Origin of the sequence: Paenibacillus assamensis DSM 18201 (assembly GCF_000422445.1) — a bacterium.
Lineage (GTDB): Bacteria > Bacillota > Bacilli > Paenibacillales > Paenibacillaceae > Paenibacillus_B > Paenibacillus_B assamensis.
Genome location: NZ_AULU01000022.1, coordinates 32,025 through 49,589, shown reverse-complemented (window position 1 = coordinate 49,589; position 17,565 = coordinate 32,025). Strand labels below are relative to the sequence as shown.

Below are 17,565 nucleotides of genomic sequence, written 5' to 3'. Positions count from 1 at the left end.
GCCTCTGCTTTACAAGAAACAGCACAATAGGTGCCGACCTGAGTCAGTACCTATTGCCTATTTATTGATAAAACCTTTGTAGTGGCGTTTAATCAACTGGCTTTCAACCTGTTTCATCGTATCAAGCGCTACGCCGACAACGATAAGAAACGACGTTCCACCAAGCTGTACTTCACGAGGGAACCCTGCAAGCGATCCAAGGAACACTGGCAATACTGCAATTAGAGCCAAGAAGATGGCACCAGAAAGAGTAATACGGGACATCACTCGTGTCAAGTAAGTAGCTGTAGCTTTACCCGGGCGAATGCCTGGAATATAGCCACCGTTCTTTTTCATTTGATCCGCCATTTGCTGTGGATTCAATTGAACGAACGTGTAGAAGAACGTGAAACCGATAATAAGCAGAACGAAAATAGTCATACCAAGCGGCTTATCAGAAGACGTGTTGTTAATGATCCATTGCGCCCATGCTTTATCAGCCCAGAACTGTGCGATGACTGTTGGGAACATCAGCAATGATGAAGCGAAGATTACTGGGATAACCCCTGCACCATTCACTTTAAGTGGAATGTGCGTATTCTGGCCACCATACATTTTGTTTCCAACAACACGCTTCGCATATTGTACCGGAATCTTACGAGATCCTTGCTGGATGAAAATAACCGCTACAATAATTAGCAAGATCACAATTGCAACAATGACCATTTTAAGAATGCCTAGGAACAGTTGTCCATCACCGTTAACAAATTGTGATTCATACATCTTCCCAAGAAGTGTTGGAATACCAGCCACGATTCCCGCGAAGATGATAATGGATATACCGTTGCCAATACCTTTCTCAGTGATTTGCTCACCGAGCCACATTAGAAATGCAGTACCAGCTGTCAAAACAATGGCGATCACTACGTAATCCGTCATGGTCGCGTTAGGAATCATCTGCATTCCATACATTCTATTGAAACCAATAGCTGTACCGAATGCTTGGATTAAACCTAAGATTATTGTGCCATAACGCGTAAATTGAGCAATCTTACGTTTACCAACTTCGCCTTCTTTCGCCCATTGTGCAAACTTCGGAACCACGTCCATGGAAAGAAGCTGCATGATGATCGATGCCGTGATGTATGGAAAGATACTCATAGCAAAGATGGAAAATTGGAACAACGCACCGCCGGAGAATGTATTCAGCAAGCTGAACAATTCAGTTCCAGTAGTGTTGCTTTGAAATACCGAAGGATCAACGCCGGGAACCGGAATAAAGGACCCGACGCGATAGATGATAAGGACACCAAGAGTAAAAAGAATCTTACTTCTTAGATCCCCAACTCGCCATATATTCGATACGGTCTTAAACATTAGATCACCTCGGATTTACCGCCGGCAGCCTCGATCTTCTCTACCGCAGATTGAGAGAACTTGTTAGCTTTAACCGTAAGCTTAACAGACAAGTCACCAGTACCCAAGATCTTGATTCCGCTCAATGGGTTCTTGATGATGCCTTGCTCCATAAGCAATTCCGGAGTTACTTCAGTTCCTGCTTCGAAACGGTTCAAGTCCGCTACGTTCAACACCGCGTACTCTTTACGAGTTGGATTCGTGAATCCACGCTTAGGCAAACGACGGTACAATGGGTTTTGTCCGCCCTCAAAGCCTGGACGAACACCACCACCGGAACGAGCATTTTGACCTTTGTGACCGCGACCTGCTGTTTTACCGTTACCGGAAGCGATACCGCGTCCGCGGCGGAAGCCTTCCTTACGGGAACCAGGTGCTGGAGAAAGTTCATGCAAATTCATCGTTCGTCGCACCTCCTTAAATATTTATGCTGTTATCTATCAATCGAGTGTTCGATCGCAATTCATTTAATGAAATTAATTAATTCAAAGCCTAAGCTTCGATTTCTTTAACTTCAACCAAATGAGTAACTTGATTTACCATGCCGCGAATCGCTGGGCTGTCGTTTTGAACAACCGTCTGATTCAGCTTGCGTAGGCCCAAAGTATTCACCGTTTTACGGTGAGTTTCCGGGCGACCGATCAGACTGCGAACGAGGGTAATTTGCAATTTAGCCATTGTCGTCCCCTCCTTATCCTAACAGTTCCTCTACGGATTTGCCACGAAGCTTAGCTACTTGCTCTACAGTCTTCAAACGAGACAAACCTTCAAGCGTAGCGTTTACCATGTTCATGGAGTTTGAAGAACCTAGGGACTTCGTCAAGATGTCGCCTACACCAGCTAGCTCCAATACAGCACGAACCGGGCCGCCAGCAATAACTCCTGTACCTTCAGAAGCCGGTTTAAGAAGAACTCTACCAGCGCCGAAGTGACCAATTACTTGGTGAGGAATTGTTGTGCCAACGAAAGGAACATGAATTAGATTTTTCTTAGCGTCTTCGATACCTTTACGGATCGCGTCAGGAACTTCGGATGCTTTACCGATTCCTACGCCAACCCAGCCTTTGCCGTCGCCGACAACGACAAGTGCGCTAAAGCTGAAACGACGTCCGCCTTTTACAACTTTAGAAACGCGGTTAATTTGAACAACTTTTTCAGATAGTTCTAACGTGTTTGGATCAACTCGCAAGTCGTTAACCTCCTTTTGTAAAATTCTTAGAACTCAAGACCAGCTTCACGAGCTGCGTCTGCCAATGCTTGAATACGTCCATGGTACAAGTAGCCACCGCGGTCGAATACCACATTTGTTTGGCCTTGCTCTTTTGCACGTTTCGCTATCAATTCGCCAACTTTAGCTGCCGCCTCAACGCTGCCGCCGTTTTTGATTTGATCACGCAATTCTTTGTCCATTGTCGAAGCGGAAGCAACAGTTACGCCCTTCACATCGTCGATCAATTGAGCGTAGATATGCTTAGAGGAACGGAATACGTTCAAACGTGGACGTGCAGTCGTTCCTTCAATTTTCTTACGAACACGAAGGTGACGTTTCAAACGAGCTTTGTTCTTATCGCCTTTTGTGATCATCGTTGTTTTCACTCCCTTCAGTTTAGCCATTAAGCTACAGAGGTAAGCGAGCTAGGCAAGATATTACTTCTTCTTGCCTGCTTTACCTTCTTTACGTAGAATACGTTCGCCTTGGTACTTGATACCTTTGCCTTTGTAAGGCTCTGGTGCACGTACAGCACGAATTTTTGCAGCATACTCACCAACACGCTCTTTGTTAATACCCTTAACAATGATTTGTGTTTGAGTTGGTACTTCGAACTCGATACCAGCTTCTGGAGTAATCTCAACTGGGTGAGAGTATCCAACGTTTAGTACGAGCTTGTCACCAGTTTTGTTTGCACGATATCCGACACCAACTAGCTCCAAAGTTTTGGAGTAGCCTTCCGTTACGCCGTTAATCATGTTGCTGATGACGCTGCGAGTTGTTCCGTGAAGGGAACGGTGAAGTTTATGTTCAGAAGGACGAGTCACGCTAATTACGTTCTCTTCTAGAGATACTTGAATATCTTTATGAAGTTCACGAGTCAACGATCCTTTCGGTCCTTTAACCGTAATCACGCTATTTTCCAAAGTAACTGTTACGCCACCTGGAACGTTAATTGGTTTGCGACCAATACGAGACATGTGTTGTTGCACCTCCTATCATTATGCAGTAAATTACCAAACGTAGCAGATCACTTCGCCGCCGGATTTCGCTTGACGAGCTTCTTTATCCGTCAAAACGCCTTTGGACGTCGAGATGATTGCAATTCCGAGACCACCAAGTACGCGAGGTACCTCGTTGGATTTCGTGTAAACGCGTAGACCTGGTTTAGAGATACGCTTCAAACCAGTGATGACACGCTCTTGGTTTTGACCATATTTCAAGAAAATACGGATGATCCCTTGTTTGTTGTCATCGATATATTCTGCATCACGGATAAAGCCTTCACGCTTCAAAATTTCAGCGATTTGCTTCTTCATCGTAGAAGCAGGCATTTCCACTGTTTCATGACGTACTGTGTTAGCATTGCGAATACGAGTAAGCATATCAGCAATTGGATCAGACATAACCATTAGTGTAAACCTCCTTCCCGCAACAGGGTTGATTACCAGCTAGCTTTTTTAACGCCAGGAATCTGGCCTTTATGTGCCAATTCGCGGAAACAAATTCGGCAAATTTTGAACTTACGCAATACAGAATGCGGACGACCGCAACGCTCACAACGAGTGTATGCGCGTACTTGGAACTTCGGCTTGCGTTGCTGTTTAACAACCATCGAAGTTTTTGCCACGTGTTGACACCTCCTATGAACTTTGTCGTGACATCATGGTCACCGGACAAACTCATGTCCTAATTTTATTCATCAAATGATGAGCTAGACCGACCTTACTTCACGAAAGGCATGCCGAGTTGCGTCAACAATTCACGGGACTCTTCGTCTGTCTTCGCTGTAGTAACGATGACGATATCCATACCGCGTGCTTTATCAACTTTATCGTACTCGATCTCAGGGAAGATCAATTGATCTTTAAGACCAAGAGTGTAGTTACCACGACCGTCAAACGCTTTGTTCGAAATTCCGCGGAAGTCACGAACACGTGGAAGCGTTACGTTGAACAATTTGTCCAAGAAGTGGTACATACGCTCACCGCGCAATGTTACTTTAACACCGATCGGCATTCCTTCACGAAGCTTGAAGCCTGCGATAGACTTTTTAGCGCGTGTAATAACTGGCTTTTGACCAGCAATTAGTTGCAATTCAGCTACAGCTGTGTCCAGTACTTTGGAGTTCTGAACAGCTTCACCCATACCCATGTTGATAACAACTTTCTCAACTTTAGGTACTTGCATGACTGTTGTATAGTTGAACTTCTGCATAAGAGCAGGAGTAATGTCGTTCAAATAACGTTCTTTCATACGAGCTGCCATTGTAAATGGACCTCCTTTCCTAGCAATTAGTCGATAATAGCGCCGGAACGTTTAGCTACGCGCACTTTTTTACCGTTCTCTACTTTGTAACCGATGCGCGTTACTTTACCGGACTTCGGATCCACGTGCATCACGTTGGAAGCGTGGATAGCAGCCTCTTGCTCAATAATACCGCCTTGTGGGTTCTTTTGATTAGGCTTCTGGTGCTTCTTCACCATGTTTACGCCTTCTACAAGAACGCGGTTTTGACGAGGGAATGCTGCGATGACGCGGCCTTTTTTACCTTTATCTTTACCTGTGATAACGATGACCGTGTCGTCTTTTTTCACGTGCAATTTATTATTATGCGACTCGAGAATCTTCTTCAATCGTGGCATGTGTTACACCTCCTGAGTCTTGCCAGGCAGGCAAGTTGATTTAGATAACTTCCGGAGCCAAGGAAACGATCTTCATGAAATCTTTCTCGCGAAGTTCGCGAGCAACAGGTCCGAAGATACGCGTTCCGCGTGGTCCTTTATCTTCCTTAACGATAACCGCTGCGTTCTCATCGAAAGCGATGTAAGAACCGTCTTTACGACGTACCGAACGTTTTGTACGAACGATAACTGCCTTAACTACGTCACCCTTTTTGACAACGCCACCTGGTGTTGCTTGTTTCACGGAGCATACAATCAGGTCACCGATGTGTCCTACACGACGTCCCGTACCACCCAACACACGGATACACATCAATTCTTTCGCACCAGAGTTATCTGCTACTTTCAAACGTGTAAATGGTTGAATCATTCTGATTTCCTCCTTTCGGTAGAGCTACCCGGACATTAAACGATTACTGCTTTTTCAACGATTTCCACGAGTCTCCAACGCTTGTCTTTAGACAGCGGACGAGTCTCCATGACTTTAACAGTATCGCCGATTTTAGCTTCATTGTTTTCGTCGTGAGCTTTGAACTTCTTCGTATATTTGATGCGTTTATGGTACAAGTCATGCTTTTTGTACGTTTCAACCGCGATTACGATTGTTTTGTCCATTTTATCGCTGACAACTTTACCGATTTGCACTTTACGAGCATTACGTTGTTCACTCATCAGTGTATTGCCTCCTTCCTGGTTACAGGATGTCTATTTTCAGTCAAGACCTTGACTTCAATTAACTAGTGATCCCAAGTTCTCTTTCATGCAATACCGTTTTCGCACGAGCAATTGCTTTACGCACGTCACGGATACGAGTTGGGTTGTCAAGCTGTCCAGTAGCCAATTGGAAACGGAGGTTGAAAAGTTCTTCCTTGAATCCTGCAATCTTCTGTTCAAGTTCAGCAGTGGTCAAGTTGCGGAATTCACTAGCTTTCATTTGCTTCACCACCCAATTCTTCGCGTTTCACAAACTTAGTTTTGCAAGGCAGCTTGTGAGCAGCAAGGCGCATCGCTTCACGAGCGACTTCCTCAGGTACACCAGAAAGTTCGAACATAACTTTACCAGGCTTAACCACAGCTACCCATTTCTCAACGTTACCTTTACCACTACCCATACGTACCTCTAGCGGCTTAGCCGTAATTGGTTTGTCTGGGAAGATTTTAATCCATACTTTACCACCACGCTTGATATAACGAGTCATCGCGATACGAGCGGACTCGATCTGACGGTTCGTAATCCAAGTTGGTTCAAGAGCTTGCAAGCCGAATTCACCGAAATGAACCGTTGTGCCGCCTTTAGCGCGACCTTTCAAGCTACCACGTTGTTGTTTACGATGTTTTACACGTTTAGGTACCAACATGATTAGTTGCCTCCTTCCTCAACAGCCTTTTTCTTAGCCGTAGGAAGTACCTCTCCACGATAAATCCATACTTTTACGCCGATACGGCCGTAAGTTGTATGAGCTTCCGCAGTTCCGTAGTCGATATCAGCGCGAAGCGTATGAAGTGGTACAGTTCCTTCGCTGTATCCTTCCGAACGAGCGATTTCAGCACCGCCCAGACGTCCACTTACCGCAGTTTTAATTCCTTTTGCACCAGAACGCATAGTACGTTGAATAGCTTGTTTAAGTGCACGACGGAAAGAAACGCGGCGCTCAAGTTGTTGAGCAATGCTCTCAGCAACAAGAATAGCGTCCAAATCTGGAGTCTTGATTTCCGAAATGTTGATGTGAACTTTTTTACCGTTAGCAATTTTAGTTACTTCACGGCGAAGTGCTTCAACTTCGGAACCGCCTTTACCGATTACCATACCCGGCTTAGCGGTGTGGATCGTAACGTTCACGCGGTTAGCTGCACGTTCGATCTCGATGCGCGATACTGCCGCATCTTTCAATTTATTTTTCAGGTATTCCCGGATTTTTACGTCTTCGATAAGCAATGTACCGAAATCTTTTTCAGCATACCACTTAGACTCCCAATCGCGGATAACACCCACTCGAAGTCCGACTGGATTTACCTTTTGACCCACACGTTTTCCCTCCTTATTTCTCAGATACTACTAGCGTAATGTGGCTAGTTTTCTTATTGATACGGCTTGCACGTCCCATTGCGCGAGGACGGAAACGTTTCAACGTTGGACCTTGGTTAACGAACGTTTGCTCGATAACGAGTTTGTTCACGTCCATAGAATAGTTGTGTTCTGCATTCGCAATAGCAGAGTTCAACAACTTCTCCACGATTGGAGATGCTGCTTTTGGCGTGTGACGCAAAATTGCGATCGCCTCGCCTACTTGCTTACCGCGGATCAAGTTAAGAACGATCTGAACTTTACGCGGTGCGATGCGAACCATATTCGCATGTGCTTTCGCTTGCATGGAAGTACCTCCCCTCAAGTGCTAGATATCAGTATTAACGTCTTGTCTTCTTATCGTCGTCATGACCTTTGTACGTACGAGTTGGCGCGAATTCGCCAAGCTTGTGTCCGACCATATCTTCAGTTACGTACACTGGCACGTGTTTGCGACCGTCATAAACGCCGAAAGTGTGACCGATGAATTGAGGGTAGATAGTGGAACGACGGGACCAAGTCTTAATAACGACTTTTTTACCACTCTCGTTCATAACTTCAACCTTCTTCATCAAATGACCATCAATGAATGGTCCTTTTTTCAAACTGCGACCCATGTGTAAATCCTCCCTTCACGAAATCCGTTAATTTCGCTTATTACGCGGCTAATTTACTAACCAAACAAATATTACTTCGTGCGACGACGAACGATGTATTTGTCGGAGTGCTTGCCCTTCTTGCGAGTCTTGTAACCAAGTGTCGGTTTACCCCATGGAGACATAGGAGATTTACGACCGATTGGTGCACGACCTTCACCACCACCGTGTGGGTGATCAACAGGGTTCATTACAACACCACGTACGACTGGACGTTTGCCCAACCAACGAGAACGACCTGCTTTACCAACTTTGATGAGCTCATGGTCTTCGTTACCTACAGATCCGATTGTAGCGCGGCAAACTTTCAATACTTTACGAACTTCGCCAGAACCCAAACGAATTGTAACATAACGCTCTTCTTTACCAAGCAATTGAGCTTCCGTACCAGCTGCACGAACCAACTGACCGCCCTTGCCTGGCTTCAACTCGATGTTGTGGATAACTGTACCTACAGGGATGTTTTCAAGTGGCAATGCATTACCGATCTTGATATCAGCTTCTGGTCCAGAAACGATTACGTCTCCAACTTTCAAGCCTTTAGGAGCGATAATGTAACGCTTTTCACCATCCGCGTAGTTGATCAACGCGATGTTGGAAGTACGGTTTGGATCGTACTCGATTGTAGCAACGCGACCTGGAATGCCATCCTTGTTACGTTTGAAATCGATGATACGATACTTACGCTTATGTCCGCCGCCTTGGTGACGAACTGTTATTTTACCTTGGTTGTTACGACCTGCTTGTTTGCTAAGAGGCGCAAGCAACGATTTCTCCGGTGTGCTCGTTGTGATTTCTTCGAACGTAGATACGCTCATCGCACGGCGAGCCGGGGATGTCGGTTTATACTTTTTAATAGGCACTAGTTTTCCCTCCTAACTTTAAGAATTGTATATTTATACCGTCTCAAAGAACTCAAGCGGCTTGCTGTCTGCAGTCAATGTTACGAAAGCTTTCTTCCATTCGGAAGTGTAACCGTTGTAACGACCGTAGCGCTTAGGTTTAGCTGGAACACGCAACGTGTTCACACCTGCTACTTTAACTTTGAAGATTTGCTCGATTGCAGCTTTGATTTCCGTTTTGTTAGCACGGATATCAACTTCAAAGACATATTTCAAATCGTCCATCATTTCAGCTGTACGCTCAGTGATGATTGGGCGTTTGATAATATCACGAGGGTTTTTCATTACGCGAACACCTCCTGTACCTTCGAAACCGCATCCTTAGTAAGGATAAGCTTTTGATGGCGAAGAACGTCATAAACGTTTACTCCGTCAGCAGCTACCAATTTAACGGATGGGATGTTACGAGCGGACAATGCAACGTTGTCGTTGTACTCAGGAAGCACAACTAGCGCTTTGCGGTCCACTTTCAAGTTGTTAAGCAATGCTTGGAATTCTTTCGTTTTCGGCGCATTGAATGCCAACTCGTCTAGAACGATGATTTGATTTTCCAACACTTTGGAAGAAAGTGCGGATTTGATCGCCAAACGGCGAACTTTCTTAGGAAGCTTGTATGCATAGCTGCGTGGTGTTGGTCCGAAAACGACACCGCCGCCTTTCCATTGCGGCGCACGAATAGAACCTTGACGCGCACGACCAGTACCTTTTTGTTTCCATGGCTTACGGCCACCGCCGCGAACCTCGGAACGGCCTTTAACTTTGTGTGTTCCTTGACGCATGGATGCAAGTTGCATCACAACAGCATCATGAAGCACATGTTTGTTTGGTTCAATTCCGAATACGCTGTCAGCAAGTTCAATCTCGCCAACTTGAGCACCGGAGATGTTGAATACTGCTACTTTAGGCATTCTGAGCTCCTCCTTTCCTCACCAATTACTTTTTAATTGCAGATTTAATGTTAATGAAGCTGTTTTTAGCACCAGGAATGGAGCCTTTAACGAGGATTACGTTACGTTCCGCATCCACTTTAACAACCTCAAGGTTTTGAATTGTAACTGTTTCTGCTCCCATATGACCTGGAAGGTGTTTACCTTTAGGTACGCGGTTCGCTTGAATGGAACCCATGGAACCAGGGCCACGATGGTAACGAGAACCGTGAGACATTGGTCCGCGGCTTTGTCCCCAGCGCTTAATTGTGCCGGTAAAGCCTTTACCTTTAGAAATACCTGTTACGTCAACGAACTCGCCTTCTGCGAAGAGATCAGCCTTCAATTCTTGGCCAACTTCGTATTGAGAAAGATCGATACCGCGGTATTCCTTAATGTAGCGCTTAGGTGTTGTGTTTGCTTTTTTAGCGTGACCTTGTTCAGGCTTGTTAGAACGCTTTTCCTTTTTGTCAGCGAAGCCGACTTGGATTGCTTCGTAGCCGTCATTCTCAACGTCTTTCTTCTGAAGAACGACGCAAGGACCAGCTTCGATAACTGTAACTGGCAATACGTTACCTTCTGGGGTAAACACTTGAGTCATGCCGAGTTTTTTTCCTAAGATACCTTTCATGTTGACACCTCTTTTCGTTTCCATGATCCGTTCATTTTAAGCTGTTATTACAGCTTGATTTCGATATCTACACCGGACGGTAGGTCTAGTCGCATAAGCGCATCAACCGTTTGCGGCGTTGGACTCACGATATCGATAAGGCGCTTATGAGTGCGCATTTCGAATTGCTCGCGAGAATCCTTGTACTTGTGCACCGCACGAAGAACCGTGATGATTTGCTTTTCCGTTGGCAACGGAATTGGACCGGACACTCCTGCACCGGAACGTTTCGCTGTTTCAACGATCTTCTCAGCGGATTGATCAAGAATTCTGTGGTCGTATGCTTTTAAGCGGATACGAATTTTTTGCTTTGCCATTGTATTCCCTCCTTTAATCGCCCAATTTTGCATCGGACATACTCCGTGAAAATTTTCCTTCACACTCCCCCATGGCAAAGGGGCCGGGTGTGTCGGTAACCTCTCACATCATCGCAACGTCGACGAACAACATTCACTATTATATATAATAGTCCCGACAATTGCAAGCATTTATTTAAAATCATTACGAAACAATTCCTTCTGTAATAAGGTCTGTACGTCCTGATGTCCTGCATCTGTCGGGAACTATTCGTCTTCTGCTGTTGTCCATTATATAATGAAGCAACTGAATTTTTCTACGGAAATCTATTCCACCATTGATTTACTAGCTTTATAGACTAATATAACGCTCAAATTAATTATACGGAACTAATACGATTAAGCTGTTCAGCTGAAGAAGCAACTTGTTCAGTAGATTCACTAATACTTTGAATTGCATCTGATAAACTTTGAATGCTATCGCTAATGACATTAAGTTGTGAAGCGCTTTCAGAAATTTCTAATACTATATTCGAAAATTTCTCCATTGTAAGCTCTGCATTTATTCTTACTTGACCTGCATTGTTCTGCACCGCTGAAATCACTTCTACTACTGCTTTTGTCACTTCACTTGAATTAACGATAAGATTTTCAATGTTGTTTACGGTTTGCTTTGTACTGACAGCAAGTTTGTTTACTTCCTTAGCAACAACTGAGAAACCTGCTCCTCGTTCCCCCGCGTGTGCTGCTTCAATCGAAGCATTCAATGATAATAGATGTGTATGGTCAGCAATCTCTATAATGGACTGGGCAATCGATGCAATATGTTCGGTCGTCATTTTGAGCGCACTCATATGCTGTTCAACCTGCTGCATATCGATATCGATTTGTTGAATACTAATATTCAATTGATCCATAAACATTTTGCCTTCTTCAGCATTTCTTTGTGTTGCTATTGATAAATTTGCGGTTTGTTGGGTAGAGTTGTTCAGTTCAATTCCATATGACACCATTTCTTGAATTGCATCATTTGTACGAACCGATAACGAGGCTAATTGTTCACTTAGTTTACTAATTTGTGAATGAAGCTCATCTTTTTGGCGAAGATGTTCTTTCTCTGTTTCTTGTCTTTTCCTTTCAAAAAATTCAAGTACGAGCTGCTGTTCGAGGTTCAATACTTTGTTGAAACTATGTACAACTTCTACAGCCAATTGCGGATTAGCAGCATGCATCATCAACCGTTCAAATACAACTGCTTGTACTTTTTGAAATGCTCCCATATACCATTTCGGCTCCAAGCCTATTCGATAATGAATCGAAGCAATGCGCATGCGCTTTTCTACATAGGCTTCATTAATGAAGCCATCGAACATTTCCTCGATGTGCTTGCGCAAAGTAATTTGCAATTTTTCAACACTACTATGCTGATTGATCATTTCCTTTAGTGCTCCTACCTGTAAAACAGATTCATAAAAGGCTTCACTAATTTCATCTAACCAAGGCAGAAGATGCGGTTGCGCCAAGCGAAGCATGCCGAGATCTCTTGTAGTAAGTTGAATCATTTTTAATTGAGACCATATCTTATGATCTTCAGAAAATTGAATACTACCTAGTTGATCTGCTTGCTCCAGATTAAAGTCCCATTTCGTATTCATGTCATTATGAGCTACATGATTATTCTGTTTCTCTTTATTATATCCCCATCGTTTAAACAATCATTTCACCCTCCCCCGTAGGAATCTTTTGTGATTATGGAGTTTTATTACATCCCTTTCATTATAATCATGTATACAGTCATTCGGATATACATTCTTCAAGTAAATATGAAAAAATTATATTATGCAATTTACATAGCAGCAGAGCTACTTATAACAAAAAGCCCCTCTCCCGAAGGAGAAGGGCTTTATCATATCGCTAAGCGATATTACTTGATGATTGTAGCAACTGCACCTGCACCTACTGTACGGCCACCTTCGCGGATAGCGAAACGTGTACCTTCTTCAATCGCGATTGGATTGATAAGGTTTACAGTAACTGTGATGTTGTCACCAGGCATAACCATTTCAGTACCTTCTGGAAGGTCGATTACACCAGTTACGTCAGTTGTACGGAAGTAGAACTGTGGACGGTATCCAGTGAAGAATGGCTTATGACGGCCACCCTCTTCTTTAGTCAAAACGTACACTTGTGCAGAGAACACAGTGTGTGGTTTAACTGTACCTGGCTTAACCAATACTTGACCACGCTCGATGTTGTTGCGGTCTACACCACGAAGCAATGCGCCAACGTTGTCACCTGCTTGAGCGGAGTCAAGCAATTTACGGAACATTTCAACGCCCGTAACAACGGATTTGCGAGTTTCTTCTTGGATACCAACGATTTCGATCTCGTCGCCGACTTTGATCGTACCACGCTCTACACGACCTGTAGCAACTGTACCACGGCCAGTGATGGAGAATACGTCCTCAACAGGCATCAAGAAAGGCTTGTCAGTGTCGCGCTCTGGAGTTGGGATATAAGTGTCGATTTGTTTGAACAATTCAACGATCTTTTGAGCCCACTCACCATCAGGAGCTTGAAGAGCTTCACGAGCAGAACCACGAATGATTGGCGTGTCGTCGCCTGGGAATTCGTACTCGGAAAGCAAGTCACGAACTTCCATCTCAACCAATTCAAGCAACTCTTCGTCTTCAACCATGTCGCATTTGTTCAAGAATACAACGATGTAAGGTACGCCTACTTGGCGAGAAAGCAAGATGTGCTCACGAGTTTGTGGCATTGGACCGTCAGCTGCGGATACAACCAAGATCGCGCCGTCCATTTGTGCAGCACCAGTGATCATGTTTTTAACGTAGTCAGCGTGACCTGGGCAGTCTACGTGTGCGTAGTGACGAGTATCAGTTTCGTACTCAACGTGTGCAGTAGAAATTGTGATACCACGCTCGCGCTCTTCTGGAGCTTTGTCGATTTGATCGAATGCTACAGCAGCACCACCGTAAGTTTTGGACAATACAGTTGTGATTGCAGCAGTCAAAGTTGTTTTACCGTGGTCAACGTGACCGATAGTACCGATGTTAACGTGCGGCTTATTACGCTCAAATTTTGCCTTTGCCATTTGAACAATTCCTCCTTAAGTAGATGGAATAATATAGTGTAATGGTTGTCTGCAAGTTCTCACCTACAGACAATCCATGAATATAAGTCAATTAAGCAATAATCGTTAGATTATTGACCTTTAACTTTGGAAACGATTTGCTCAGCGATGTTGCGAGGTACTTCTTCATAATGAGAAAGTTCCATTGCGAACACGCCGCGTCCTTGTGTACCGGAACGAAGTGTTGTGGAGTAACCGAACATCTCAGCGAGAGGTACCTTAGCACGGATAACTTGTGCACCAGCACGAGAATCCATACCTTCGATACGTCCACGACGGGAGTTCAACATACCCATAACGTCGCCCATGTACTCTTCAGGAACTGTAACTTCAACCTTCATGATTGGCTCTAGCAATACCGGATTACATTTTTCCTTAGCAGCTTTAAGCGCCATGGATCCTGCAATCTTAAACGCCATCTCGGAGGAGTCAACGTCATGGTAAGAACCATCGAAGATTGTAGCTTTGATATCTACCATCGGGAAGCCAGCCAATACGCCGTTCTTCATCGATTCTTCGATACCAGCTTGAACCGGAGCGATGTATTCACGAGGAACAACACCACCGACGATTTTGTTGACGAACTCAAATCCAACACCTGGCTCTTGTGGTTCGAACTCGATCCAAACGTGACCGAACTGACCACGTCCACCGGATTGACGTACGAACTTACCTTCAACCTTAGCAGCGGATTTAAACGTTTCACGGTAAGCAACTTGAGGGTTACCTACGTTCGTCTCAACTTTGAACTCACGACGCATACGGTCAATGATGATCTCCAAGTGAAGCTCACCCATACCCGCAAGAATCGTTTGTCCAGTTTCTTCGTCTGTGTGAGCACGAAGAGTTGGATCTTCCTCAGTCAATTTGCTGAGTGCTACACCCAACTTATCTTGGTCAGCCTTAGTCTTAGGCTCAACCGCGATCTCGATAACTGGATCAGGGAAGTTCATAGATTCCAAAATAATTGGATTCTTCTCTTCACACAGTGTATCACCTGTACCTGTATCTTTCAAACCTACTGCAGCTGCGATGTCACCGGAGTAAACTACATCGATTTCTTCACGGCTGTTAGCGTGCATTTGAAGGATACGGCCGATACGCTCGCGCTTGCCTTTTGTTGCGTTCAATACGTAAGATCCGGAGTTCAATACACCAGAGTATACGCGGAAGAACGTCAACTTACCAACGTAAGGGTCTGTCATAATCTTAAACGCAAGAGCCGAGAATGGCTCAGAGTCAGAAGACTTACGAACAGCTTCCTCGCCATCTTCCAATGTACCTTTAATGTCAGGTACATCTGTTGGAGCTGGCAAGTAATCAATAACTGCGTCCAACATAAGTTGAACACCTTTATTTTTGTAAGAAGAACCACAGATAACAGGGAAGATTTGAACGTTTACTACACCTTTACGGAGACCAGCTTTGATTTCTTCAATCGTAAGCTCTTCACCTTCAAGGTATTTCATCATCAATTCTTCGTCAAGCTCTGCAACCTTCTCGATAAGTTCCATACGAAGTTCTTCAACTTTCGCTTTGAACTCTTCTGGAACGTCAATAATATCAACATCGCGACCAAGGTCATCTTTGAAGATATGAGCTTTTTGCTCAATCAAATCAATGATACCTTTGAAGTCGTTCTCTGCTCCGATTGGCAACTGAATAGCTACAGCATTCGCTTGCAAACGATCTTTCATGGTTTCAATAACGTTGAGGAAGTCAGCGCCAATGATGTCCATTTTGTTTACATAAGCAATACGAGGTACGCTGTATTTATCAGCTTGACGCCATACTGTCTCGGATTGAGGCTCAACGCCTTCTTTAGCAGAGAATACGCCTACTGCTCCGTCCAATACGCGAAGGGAACGCTCAACCTCTACCGTAAAGTCAACGTGACCCGGAGTATCGATGATGTTAACACGATGACCTCTCCAAGCTGCTGTAGTAGCAGCGGAAGTGATCGTGATACCACGCTCTTGTTCTTGTTCCATCCAGTCCATTGTTGCTGCACCTTCGTGCACCTCACCGATTTTGTGAGTACGGCCTGTGTAGAACAAAATACGCTCCGTAGTTGTTGTTTTACCGGCATCGATGTGAGCCATGATTCCGATGTTACGCGTATTCTGCAAGGAGAACTGTCTAGCCATTATTGGGAGTCTCCCTTCAAAATAAGAGTTCGGAGAAACGAACTCGCATTAGCATCCTACCAGCGGTAGTGAGCAAATGCTTTGTTCGCTTCAGCCATCTTGTGCGTGTCTTCGCGCTTCTTAACAGATGCACCAGTGTTGTTGGAAGCATCGATAATTTCTGCTGCCAAACGCTCTTGCATTGTTTTTTCACCGCGGTTACGCGAGTAGTTAACCAACCAGCGCAATCCCAAAGAAGTACGGCGCTCAGGCTTAACTTCGATAGGTACTTGATAGTTAGCACCACCTACACGGCGAGCTTTAACTTCAAGAACTGGCATGATGTTTTTGATTGCTGCTTCAAATACTTCCATAGGGTCATTGCCTGTACGTTCTTGGATAAGCTTGAATGCATCATACAAGATTGTTTGAGCAACACCGCGTTTACCGTCGATCATAATACGGTTGATCAAACGAGTAACCAACTTGCTGTTGTATACCGGATCCGGCAACACGTCACGTTTAGTAACTGGACCTTTGCGTGGCATGTGTATCCCCCTTTCTCAATAAGATCATGAATTATGTTCATGAGCTTTTTTCATTATGCTTTTTTCTTAGGACGCTTCGTACCATATTTGGAACGAGCTTGCATACGGTTGTTTACACCTGCAGTATCCAAAGCACCGCGAACGATGTGGTAACGTACACCCGGAAGGTCTTTTACACGGCCACCGCGTACAAGCACGACACTGTGCTCTTGCAAGTTGTGACCAATACCTCCGATGTAAGCAGTAACCTCTACACGGTTAGTCAAACGAACACGCGCATATTTACGAAGTGCGGAGTTCGGTTTTTTAGGCGTCATAGTACCTACACGAGTACAAACACCACGTTTTTGAGGTGCGCTCAAGTCAGTCTCCGTACGCTTCAAGGCATTGAAACCTTTTTGCAAAGCTGGGGATTTGGACTTAGTTACTTTTGCTTGACGGCCCTTACGGACTAGTTGGTTAATAGTTGGCATGATTGCCACCCCCTCATTATAGAATCAACTGTGTTGCCTGGCTTAGCTAAGCCCACAGATCCAGGCGGTTCATAAATGGGCAAATGAAAAGTTTTTGTTCCCGGAAACTTCAATACATTCCGTCATCCTTCACAAAAACATTGGGTTACCTATTCTGGTTTGATGACCGCTGCCATAGCAGCTCCGACTTCGATACCACACAGCTTGCCAAGCTCTTGCATCGTAGTAACTTCTGTTACTTTTACATTTCGCTTGAAACAAATTGATGTTATCTTAGAAATCAATTTCTTGTCGGCATCTAAAGCAACATAGACTTCAATGGCTTTGCCTTGCTCTACCATCTTGGTCGTCTGTTTCGTCCCAATCTTGATGTTTGTATCCTGTAGACTCTTATCATTAGACATGAATCATGTTCCTCCGAAAGTAACAGGTTAACCTCTTGGGCACACTTCGATATATT

Annotated in this window: 28 protein-coding genes; all 28 read right to left on the bottom strand. The window is 44.5% G+C overall.

Translation table 11 applies throughout. From position 1 onward, the window contains the following. Positions 1-57 precede the first annotated feature (57 nt). Positions 58-1,356 (bottom strand): preprotein translocase subunit SecY, encoded by a 1,299-nt coding sequence (gene secY / locus H580_RS0112800; protein ID WP_028595148.1) that lies wholly within the window; start codon positions 1,354-1,356, stop codon positions 58-60. After that, complete coding sequence (gene rplO, locus H580_RS0112795; RefSeq protein WP_028595147.1) at positions 1,356-1,796, bottom strand: 50S ribosomal protein L15; 441 nt, start codon at positions 1,794-1,796, stop codon at positions 1,356-1,358. The genes secY and rplO overlap by 1 nt, the downstream gene beginning before the upstream one ends. Before the next feature lie 91 nt (positions 1,797-1,887). After that, the gene (rpmD, locus tag H580_RS0112790; protein ID WP_028595146.1) at positions 1,888-2,073 is read right to left on the bottom strand and encodes a 50S ribosomal protein L30; all 186 of its coding nucleotides are present in this window, start codon (positions 2,071-2,073) and stop codon (positions 1,888-1,890) included. 13 nt (positions 2,074-2,086) lie between these two features. Next, positions 2,087-2,584, bottom strand: a complete 498-nt coding sequence (rpsE, locus tag H580_RS0112785; RefSeq protein WP_028595145.1) for a 30S ribosomal protein S5 — start codon at positions 2,582-2,584, stop codon at positions 2,087-2,089. A 26-nt stretch (positions 2,585-2,610) separates the two neighbouring features. Next, positions 2,611-2,979 (bottom strand): 50S ribosomal protein L18, encoded by a 369-nt coding sequence (rplR, locus tag H580_RS0112780; protein WP_028595144.1) that lies wholly within the window; start codon positions 2,977-2,979, stop codon positions 2,611-2,613. Positions 2,980-3,042: 63 nt separating this feature from the next. Then, a complete protein-coding gene (gene rplF / locus H580_RS0112775) occupies positions 3,043-3,585 on the bottom strand; it encodes a 50S ribosomal protein L6 (protein WP_028595143.1) in 543 nt (180 codons plus the stop codon). A 33-nt stretch (positions 3,586-3,618) separates the two neighbouring features. Continuing rightward, complete coding sequence (rpsH, locus tag H580_RS0112770; RefSeq protein ID WP_028595142.1) at positions 3,619-4,017, bottom strand: 30S ribosomal protein S8; 399 nt, start codon at positions 4,015-4,017, stop codon at positions 3,619-3,621. 32 nt (positions 4,018-4,049) lie between these two features. Then, on the bottom strand, positions 4,050-4,235 hold the full coding sequence (locus H580_RS0112765) for a type Z 30S ribosomal protein S14 (RefSeq protein WP_028595141.1): 186 nt from the start codon (positions 4,233-4,235) through the stop codon (positions 4,050-4,052). Positions 4,236-4,330: 95 nt separating this feature from the next. Then, positions 4,331-4,873, bottom strand: coding sequence for a 50S ribosomal protein L5 (gene rplE, locus H580_RS0112760; protein ID WP_028595140.1), 543 nt, complete (start codon positions 4,871-4,873; stop codon positions 4,331-4,333). 26 nt (positions 4,874-4,899) lie between these two features. Then, positions 4,900-5,250 (bottom strand): 50S ribosomal protein L24, encoded by a 351-nt coding sequence (gene rplX / locus H580_RS0112755; RefSeq protein ID WP_084509214.1) that lies wholly within the window; start codon positions 5,248-5,250, stop codon positions 4,900-4,902. A 40-nt stretch (positions 5,251-5,290) separates the two neighbouring features. Beyond that, positions 5,291-5,659: a 50S ribosomal protein L14 gene (gene rplN / locus H580_RS0112750; RefSeq protein WP_028595138.1), complete on the bottom strand. Its 369-nt coding sequence runs from the start codon at positions 5,657-5,659 to the stop codon at positions 5,291-5,293. A 35-nt stretch (positions 5,660-5,694) separates the two neighbouring features. Further along, complete coding sequence (gene rpsQ / locus H580_RS0112745; RefSeq protein ID WP_028595137.1) at positions 5,695-5,961, bottom strand: 30S ribosomal protein S17; 267 nt, start codon at positions 5,959-5,961, stop codon at positions 5,695-5,697. A 61-nt stretch (positions 5,962-6,022) separates the two neighbouring features. Then, positions 6,023-6,223: a 50S ribosomal protein L29 gene (gene rpmC, locus H580_RS0112740; protein ID WP_028595136.1), complete on the bottom strand. Its 201-nt coding sequence runs from the start codon at positions 6,221-6,223 to the stop codon at positions 6,023-6,025. Continuing rightward, positions 6,213-6,647 carry a 50S ribosomal protein L16 gene (gene rplP / locus H580_RS0112735; RefSeq protein WP_028595135.1) on the bottom strand — a complete coding sequence of 145 codons (435 nt, stop codon included), beginning with the start codon at positions 6,645-6,647 and terminating at the stop codon, positions 6,213-6,215. Before rplP ends, rpmC begins: the two co-directional genes overlap by 11 nt. Before the next feature lie 2 nt (positions 6,648-6,649). Next, positions 6,650-7,315 carry a 30S ribosomal protein S3 gene (rpsC, locus tag H580_RS0112730; RefSeq protein ID WP_028595134.1) on the bottom strand — a complete coding sequence of 222 codons (666 nt, stop codon included), beginning with the start codon at positions 7,313-7,315 and terminating at the stop codon, positions 6,650-6,652. Positions 7,316-7,328: 13 nt separating this feature from the next. Beyond that, a complete protein-coding gene (rplV, locus tag H580_RS0112725) occupies positions 7,329-7,661 on the bottom strand; it encodes a 50S ribosomal protein L22 (RefSeq protein ID WP_028595133.1) in 333 nt (110 codons plus the stop codon). Positions 7,662-7,695: 34 nt separating this feature from the next. Further along, positions 7,696-7,971, bottom strand: coding sequence for a 30S ribosomal protein S19 (rpsS, locus tag H580_RS0112720; RefSeq protein ID WP_028595132.1), 276 nt, complete (start codon positions 7,969-7,971; stop codon positions 7,696-7,698). Positions 7,972-8,042: 71 nt separating this feature from the next. Further along, positions 8,043-8,873, bottom strand: a complete 831-nt coding sequence (gene rplB / locus H580_RS0112715; RefSeq protein ID WP_028595131.1) for a 50S ribosomal protein L2 — start codon at positions 8,871-8,873, stop codon at positions 8,043-8,045. A gap of 33 nt (positions 8,874-8,906) precedes the next feature. Then, on the bottom strand, positions 8,907-9,197 hold the full coding sequence (gene rplW / locus H580_RS0112710) for a 50S ribosomal protein L23 (protein WP_028595130.1): 291 nt from the start codon (positions 9,195-9,197) through the stop codon (positions 8,907-8,909). Continuing rightward, entirely contained in the window at positions 9,197-9,820 is a 624-nt protein-coding gene (rplD, locus tag H580_RS0112705; protein ID WP_028595129.1) for a 50S ribosomal protein L4, read from the bottom strand. Before rplD ends, rplW begins: the two co-directional genes overlap by 1 nt. A gap of 25 nt (positions 9,821-9,845) precedes the next feature. After that, positions 9,846-10,469, bottom strand: a complete 624-nt coding sequence (rplC, locus tag H580_RS0112700; protein ID WP_028595128.1) for a 50S ribosomal protein L3 — start codon at positions 10,467-10,469, stop codon at positions 9,846-9,848. Positions 10,470-10,516: 47 nt separating this feature from the next. Continuing rightward, entirely contained in the window at positions 10,517-10,825 is a 309-nt protein-coding gene (rpsJ, locus tag H580_RS0112695) for a 30S ribosomal protein S10 (RefSeq protein ID WP_028595127.1), read from the bottom strand. A gap of 359 nt (positions 10,826-11,184) precedes the next feature. After that, complete coding sequence (locus H580_RS0112690) at positions 11,185-12,519, bottom strand: globin-coupled sensor protein (protein WP_028595126.1); 1,335 nt, start codon at positions 12,517-12,519, stop codon at positions 11,185-11,187. Between the two features lie 209 nt (positions 12,520-12,728). Further along, complete coding sequence (tuf, locus tag H580_RS0112685) at positions 12,729-13,919, bottom strand: elongation factor Tu (RefSeq protein ID WP_028595125.1); 1,191 nt, start codon at positions 13,917-13,919, stop codon at positions 12,729-12,731. Positions 13,920-14,029: 110 nt separating this feature from the next. Next, positions 14,030-16,105, bottom strand: coding sequence for an elongation factor G (fusA, locus tag H580_RS0112680; RefSeq protein ID WP_028595124.1), 2,076 nt, complete (start codon positions 16,103-16,105; stop codon positions 14,030-14,032). Between the two features lie 56 nt (positions 16,106-16,161). Then, positions 16,162-16,632 (bottom strand): 30S ribosomal protein S7, encoded by a 471-nt coding sequence (gene rpsG, locus H580_RS0112675; RefSeq protein WP_028595123.1) that lies wholly within the window; start codon positions 16,630-16,632, stop codon positions 16,162-16,164. Between the two features lie 53 nt (positions 16,633-16,685). Continuing rightward, positions 16,686-17,105 (bottom strand): 30S ribosomal protein S12, encoded by a 420-nt coding sequence (rpsL, locus tag H580_RS0112670; protein ID WP_028595122.1) that lies wholly within the window; start codon positions 17,103-17,105, stop codon positions 16,686-16,688. 149 nt (positions 17,106-17,254) lie between these two features. Continuing rightward, positions 17,255-17,509 carry a ribosomal L7Ae/L30e/S12e/Gadd45 family protein gene (locus H580_RS0112665; RefSeq protein WP_028595121.1) on the bottom strand — a complete coding sequence of 85 codons (255 nt, stop codon included), beginning with the start codon at positions 17,507-17,509 and terminating at the stop codon, positions 17,255-17,257. Between the last annotated feature and the right edge of the window lie 56 nt (positions 17,510-17,565).

Bases quoted from the DNA above. Each gene is read 5' to 3' on its own strand.
- rplW (WP_028595130.1), bottom strand. From the start codon at position 9,197: ATGAAAAACCCTCGTGATATTATCAAACGCCCAATCATCACTGAGCGT.
- rplD (WP_028595129.1), bottom strand. From the start codon at position 9,820: ATGCCTAAAGTAGCAGTATTCAACATCTCCGGTGCTCAAGTTGGCGAG.
- H580_RS0112665 (WP_028595121.1), bottom strand. From the start codon at position 17,509: ATGTCTAATGATAAGAGTCTACAGGATACAAACATCAAGATTGGGACG.
- rplV (WP_028595133.1), bottom strand. From the start codon at position 7,661: ATGCAAGCGAAAGCACATGCGAATATGGTTCGCATCGCACCGCGTAAA.
- rpsS (WP_028595132.1), bottom strand. From the start codon at position 7,971: ATGGGTCGCAGTTTGAAAAAAGGACCATTCATTGATGGTCATTTGATG.
- rpsL (WP_028595122.1), bottom strand. From the start codon at position 17,105: ATGCCAACTATTAACCAACTAGTCCGTAAGGGCCGTCAAGCAAAAGTA.
- rpmC (WP_028595136.1), bottom strand. From the start codon at position 6,223: ATGAAAGCTAGTGAATTCCGCAACTTGACCACTGCTGAACTTGAACAG.
- rplR (WP_028595144.1), bottom strand. From the start codon at position 2,979: ATGATCACAAAAGGCGATAAGAACAAAGCTCGTTTGAAACGTCACCTT.
- rpmD (WP_028595146.1), bottom strand. From the start codon at position 2,073: ATGGCTAAATTGCAAATTACCCTCGTTCGCAGTCTGATCGGTCGCCCG.
- rplX (WP_084509214.1), bottom strand. From the start codon at position 5,250: ATGCCACGATTGAAGAAGATTCTCGAGTCGCATAATAATAAATTGCAC.
- rpsQ (WP_028595137.1), bottom strand. From the start codon at position 5,961: ATGAGTGAACAACGTAATGCTCGTAAAGTGCAAATCGGTAAAGTTGTC.
- secY (WP_028595148.1), bottom strand. From the start codon at position 1,356: ATGTTTAAGACCGTATCGAATATATGGCGAGTTGGGGATCTAAGAAGT.
- rpsJ (WP_028595127.1), bottom strand. From the start codon at position 10,825: ATGGCAAAGCAAAAAATTCGTATCCGCTTAAAAGCATACGACCACAGA.
- rplO (WP_028595147.1), bottom strand. From the start codon at position 1,796: ATGAATTTGCATGAACTTTCTCCAGCACCTGGTTCCCGTAAGGAAGGC.
- rplE (WP_028595140.1), bottom strand. From the start codon at position 4,873: ATGGCAGCTCGTATGAAAGAACGTTATTTGAACGACATTACTCCTGCT.
- tuf (WP_028595125.1), bottom strand. From the start codon at position 13,919: ATGGCAAAGGCAAAATTTGAGCGTAATAAGCCGCACGTTAACATCGGT.
- rpsH (WP_028595142.1), bottom strand. From the start codon at position 4,017: ATGGTTATGTCTGATCCAATTGCTGATATGCTTACTCGTATTCGCAAT.
- rpsG (WP_028595123.1), bottom strand. From the start codon at position 16,632: ATGCCACGCAAAGGTCCAGTTACTAAACGTGACGTGTTGCCGGATCCG.
- rplF (WP_028595143.1), bottom strand. From the start codon at position 3,585: ATGTCTCGTATTGGTCGCAAACCAATTAACGTTCCAGGTGGCGTAACA.
- fusA (WP_028595124.1), bottom strand. From the start codon at position 16,105: ATGGCTAGACAGTTCTCCTTGCAGAATACGCGTAACATCGGAATCATG.
- rplN (WP_028595138.1), bottom strand. From the start codon at position 5,659: ATGATTCAACCATTTACACGTTTGAAAGTAGCAGATAACTCTGGTGCG.
- rplC (WP_028595128.1), bottom strand. From the start codon at position 10,469: ATGAAAGGTATCTTAGGAAAAAAACTCGGCATGACTCAAGTGTTTACC.
- rplP (WP_028595135.1), bottom strand. From the start codon at position 6,647: ATGTTGGTACCTAAACGTGTAAAACATCGTAAACAACAACGTGGTAGC.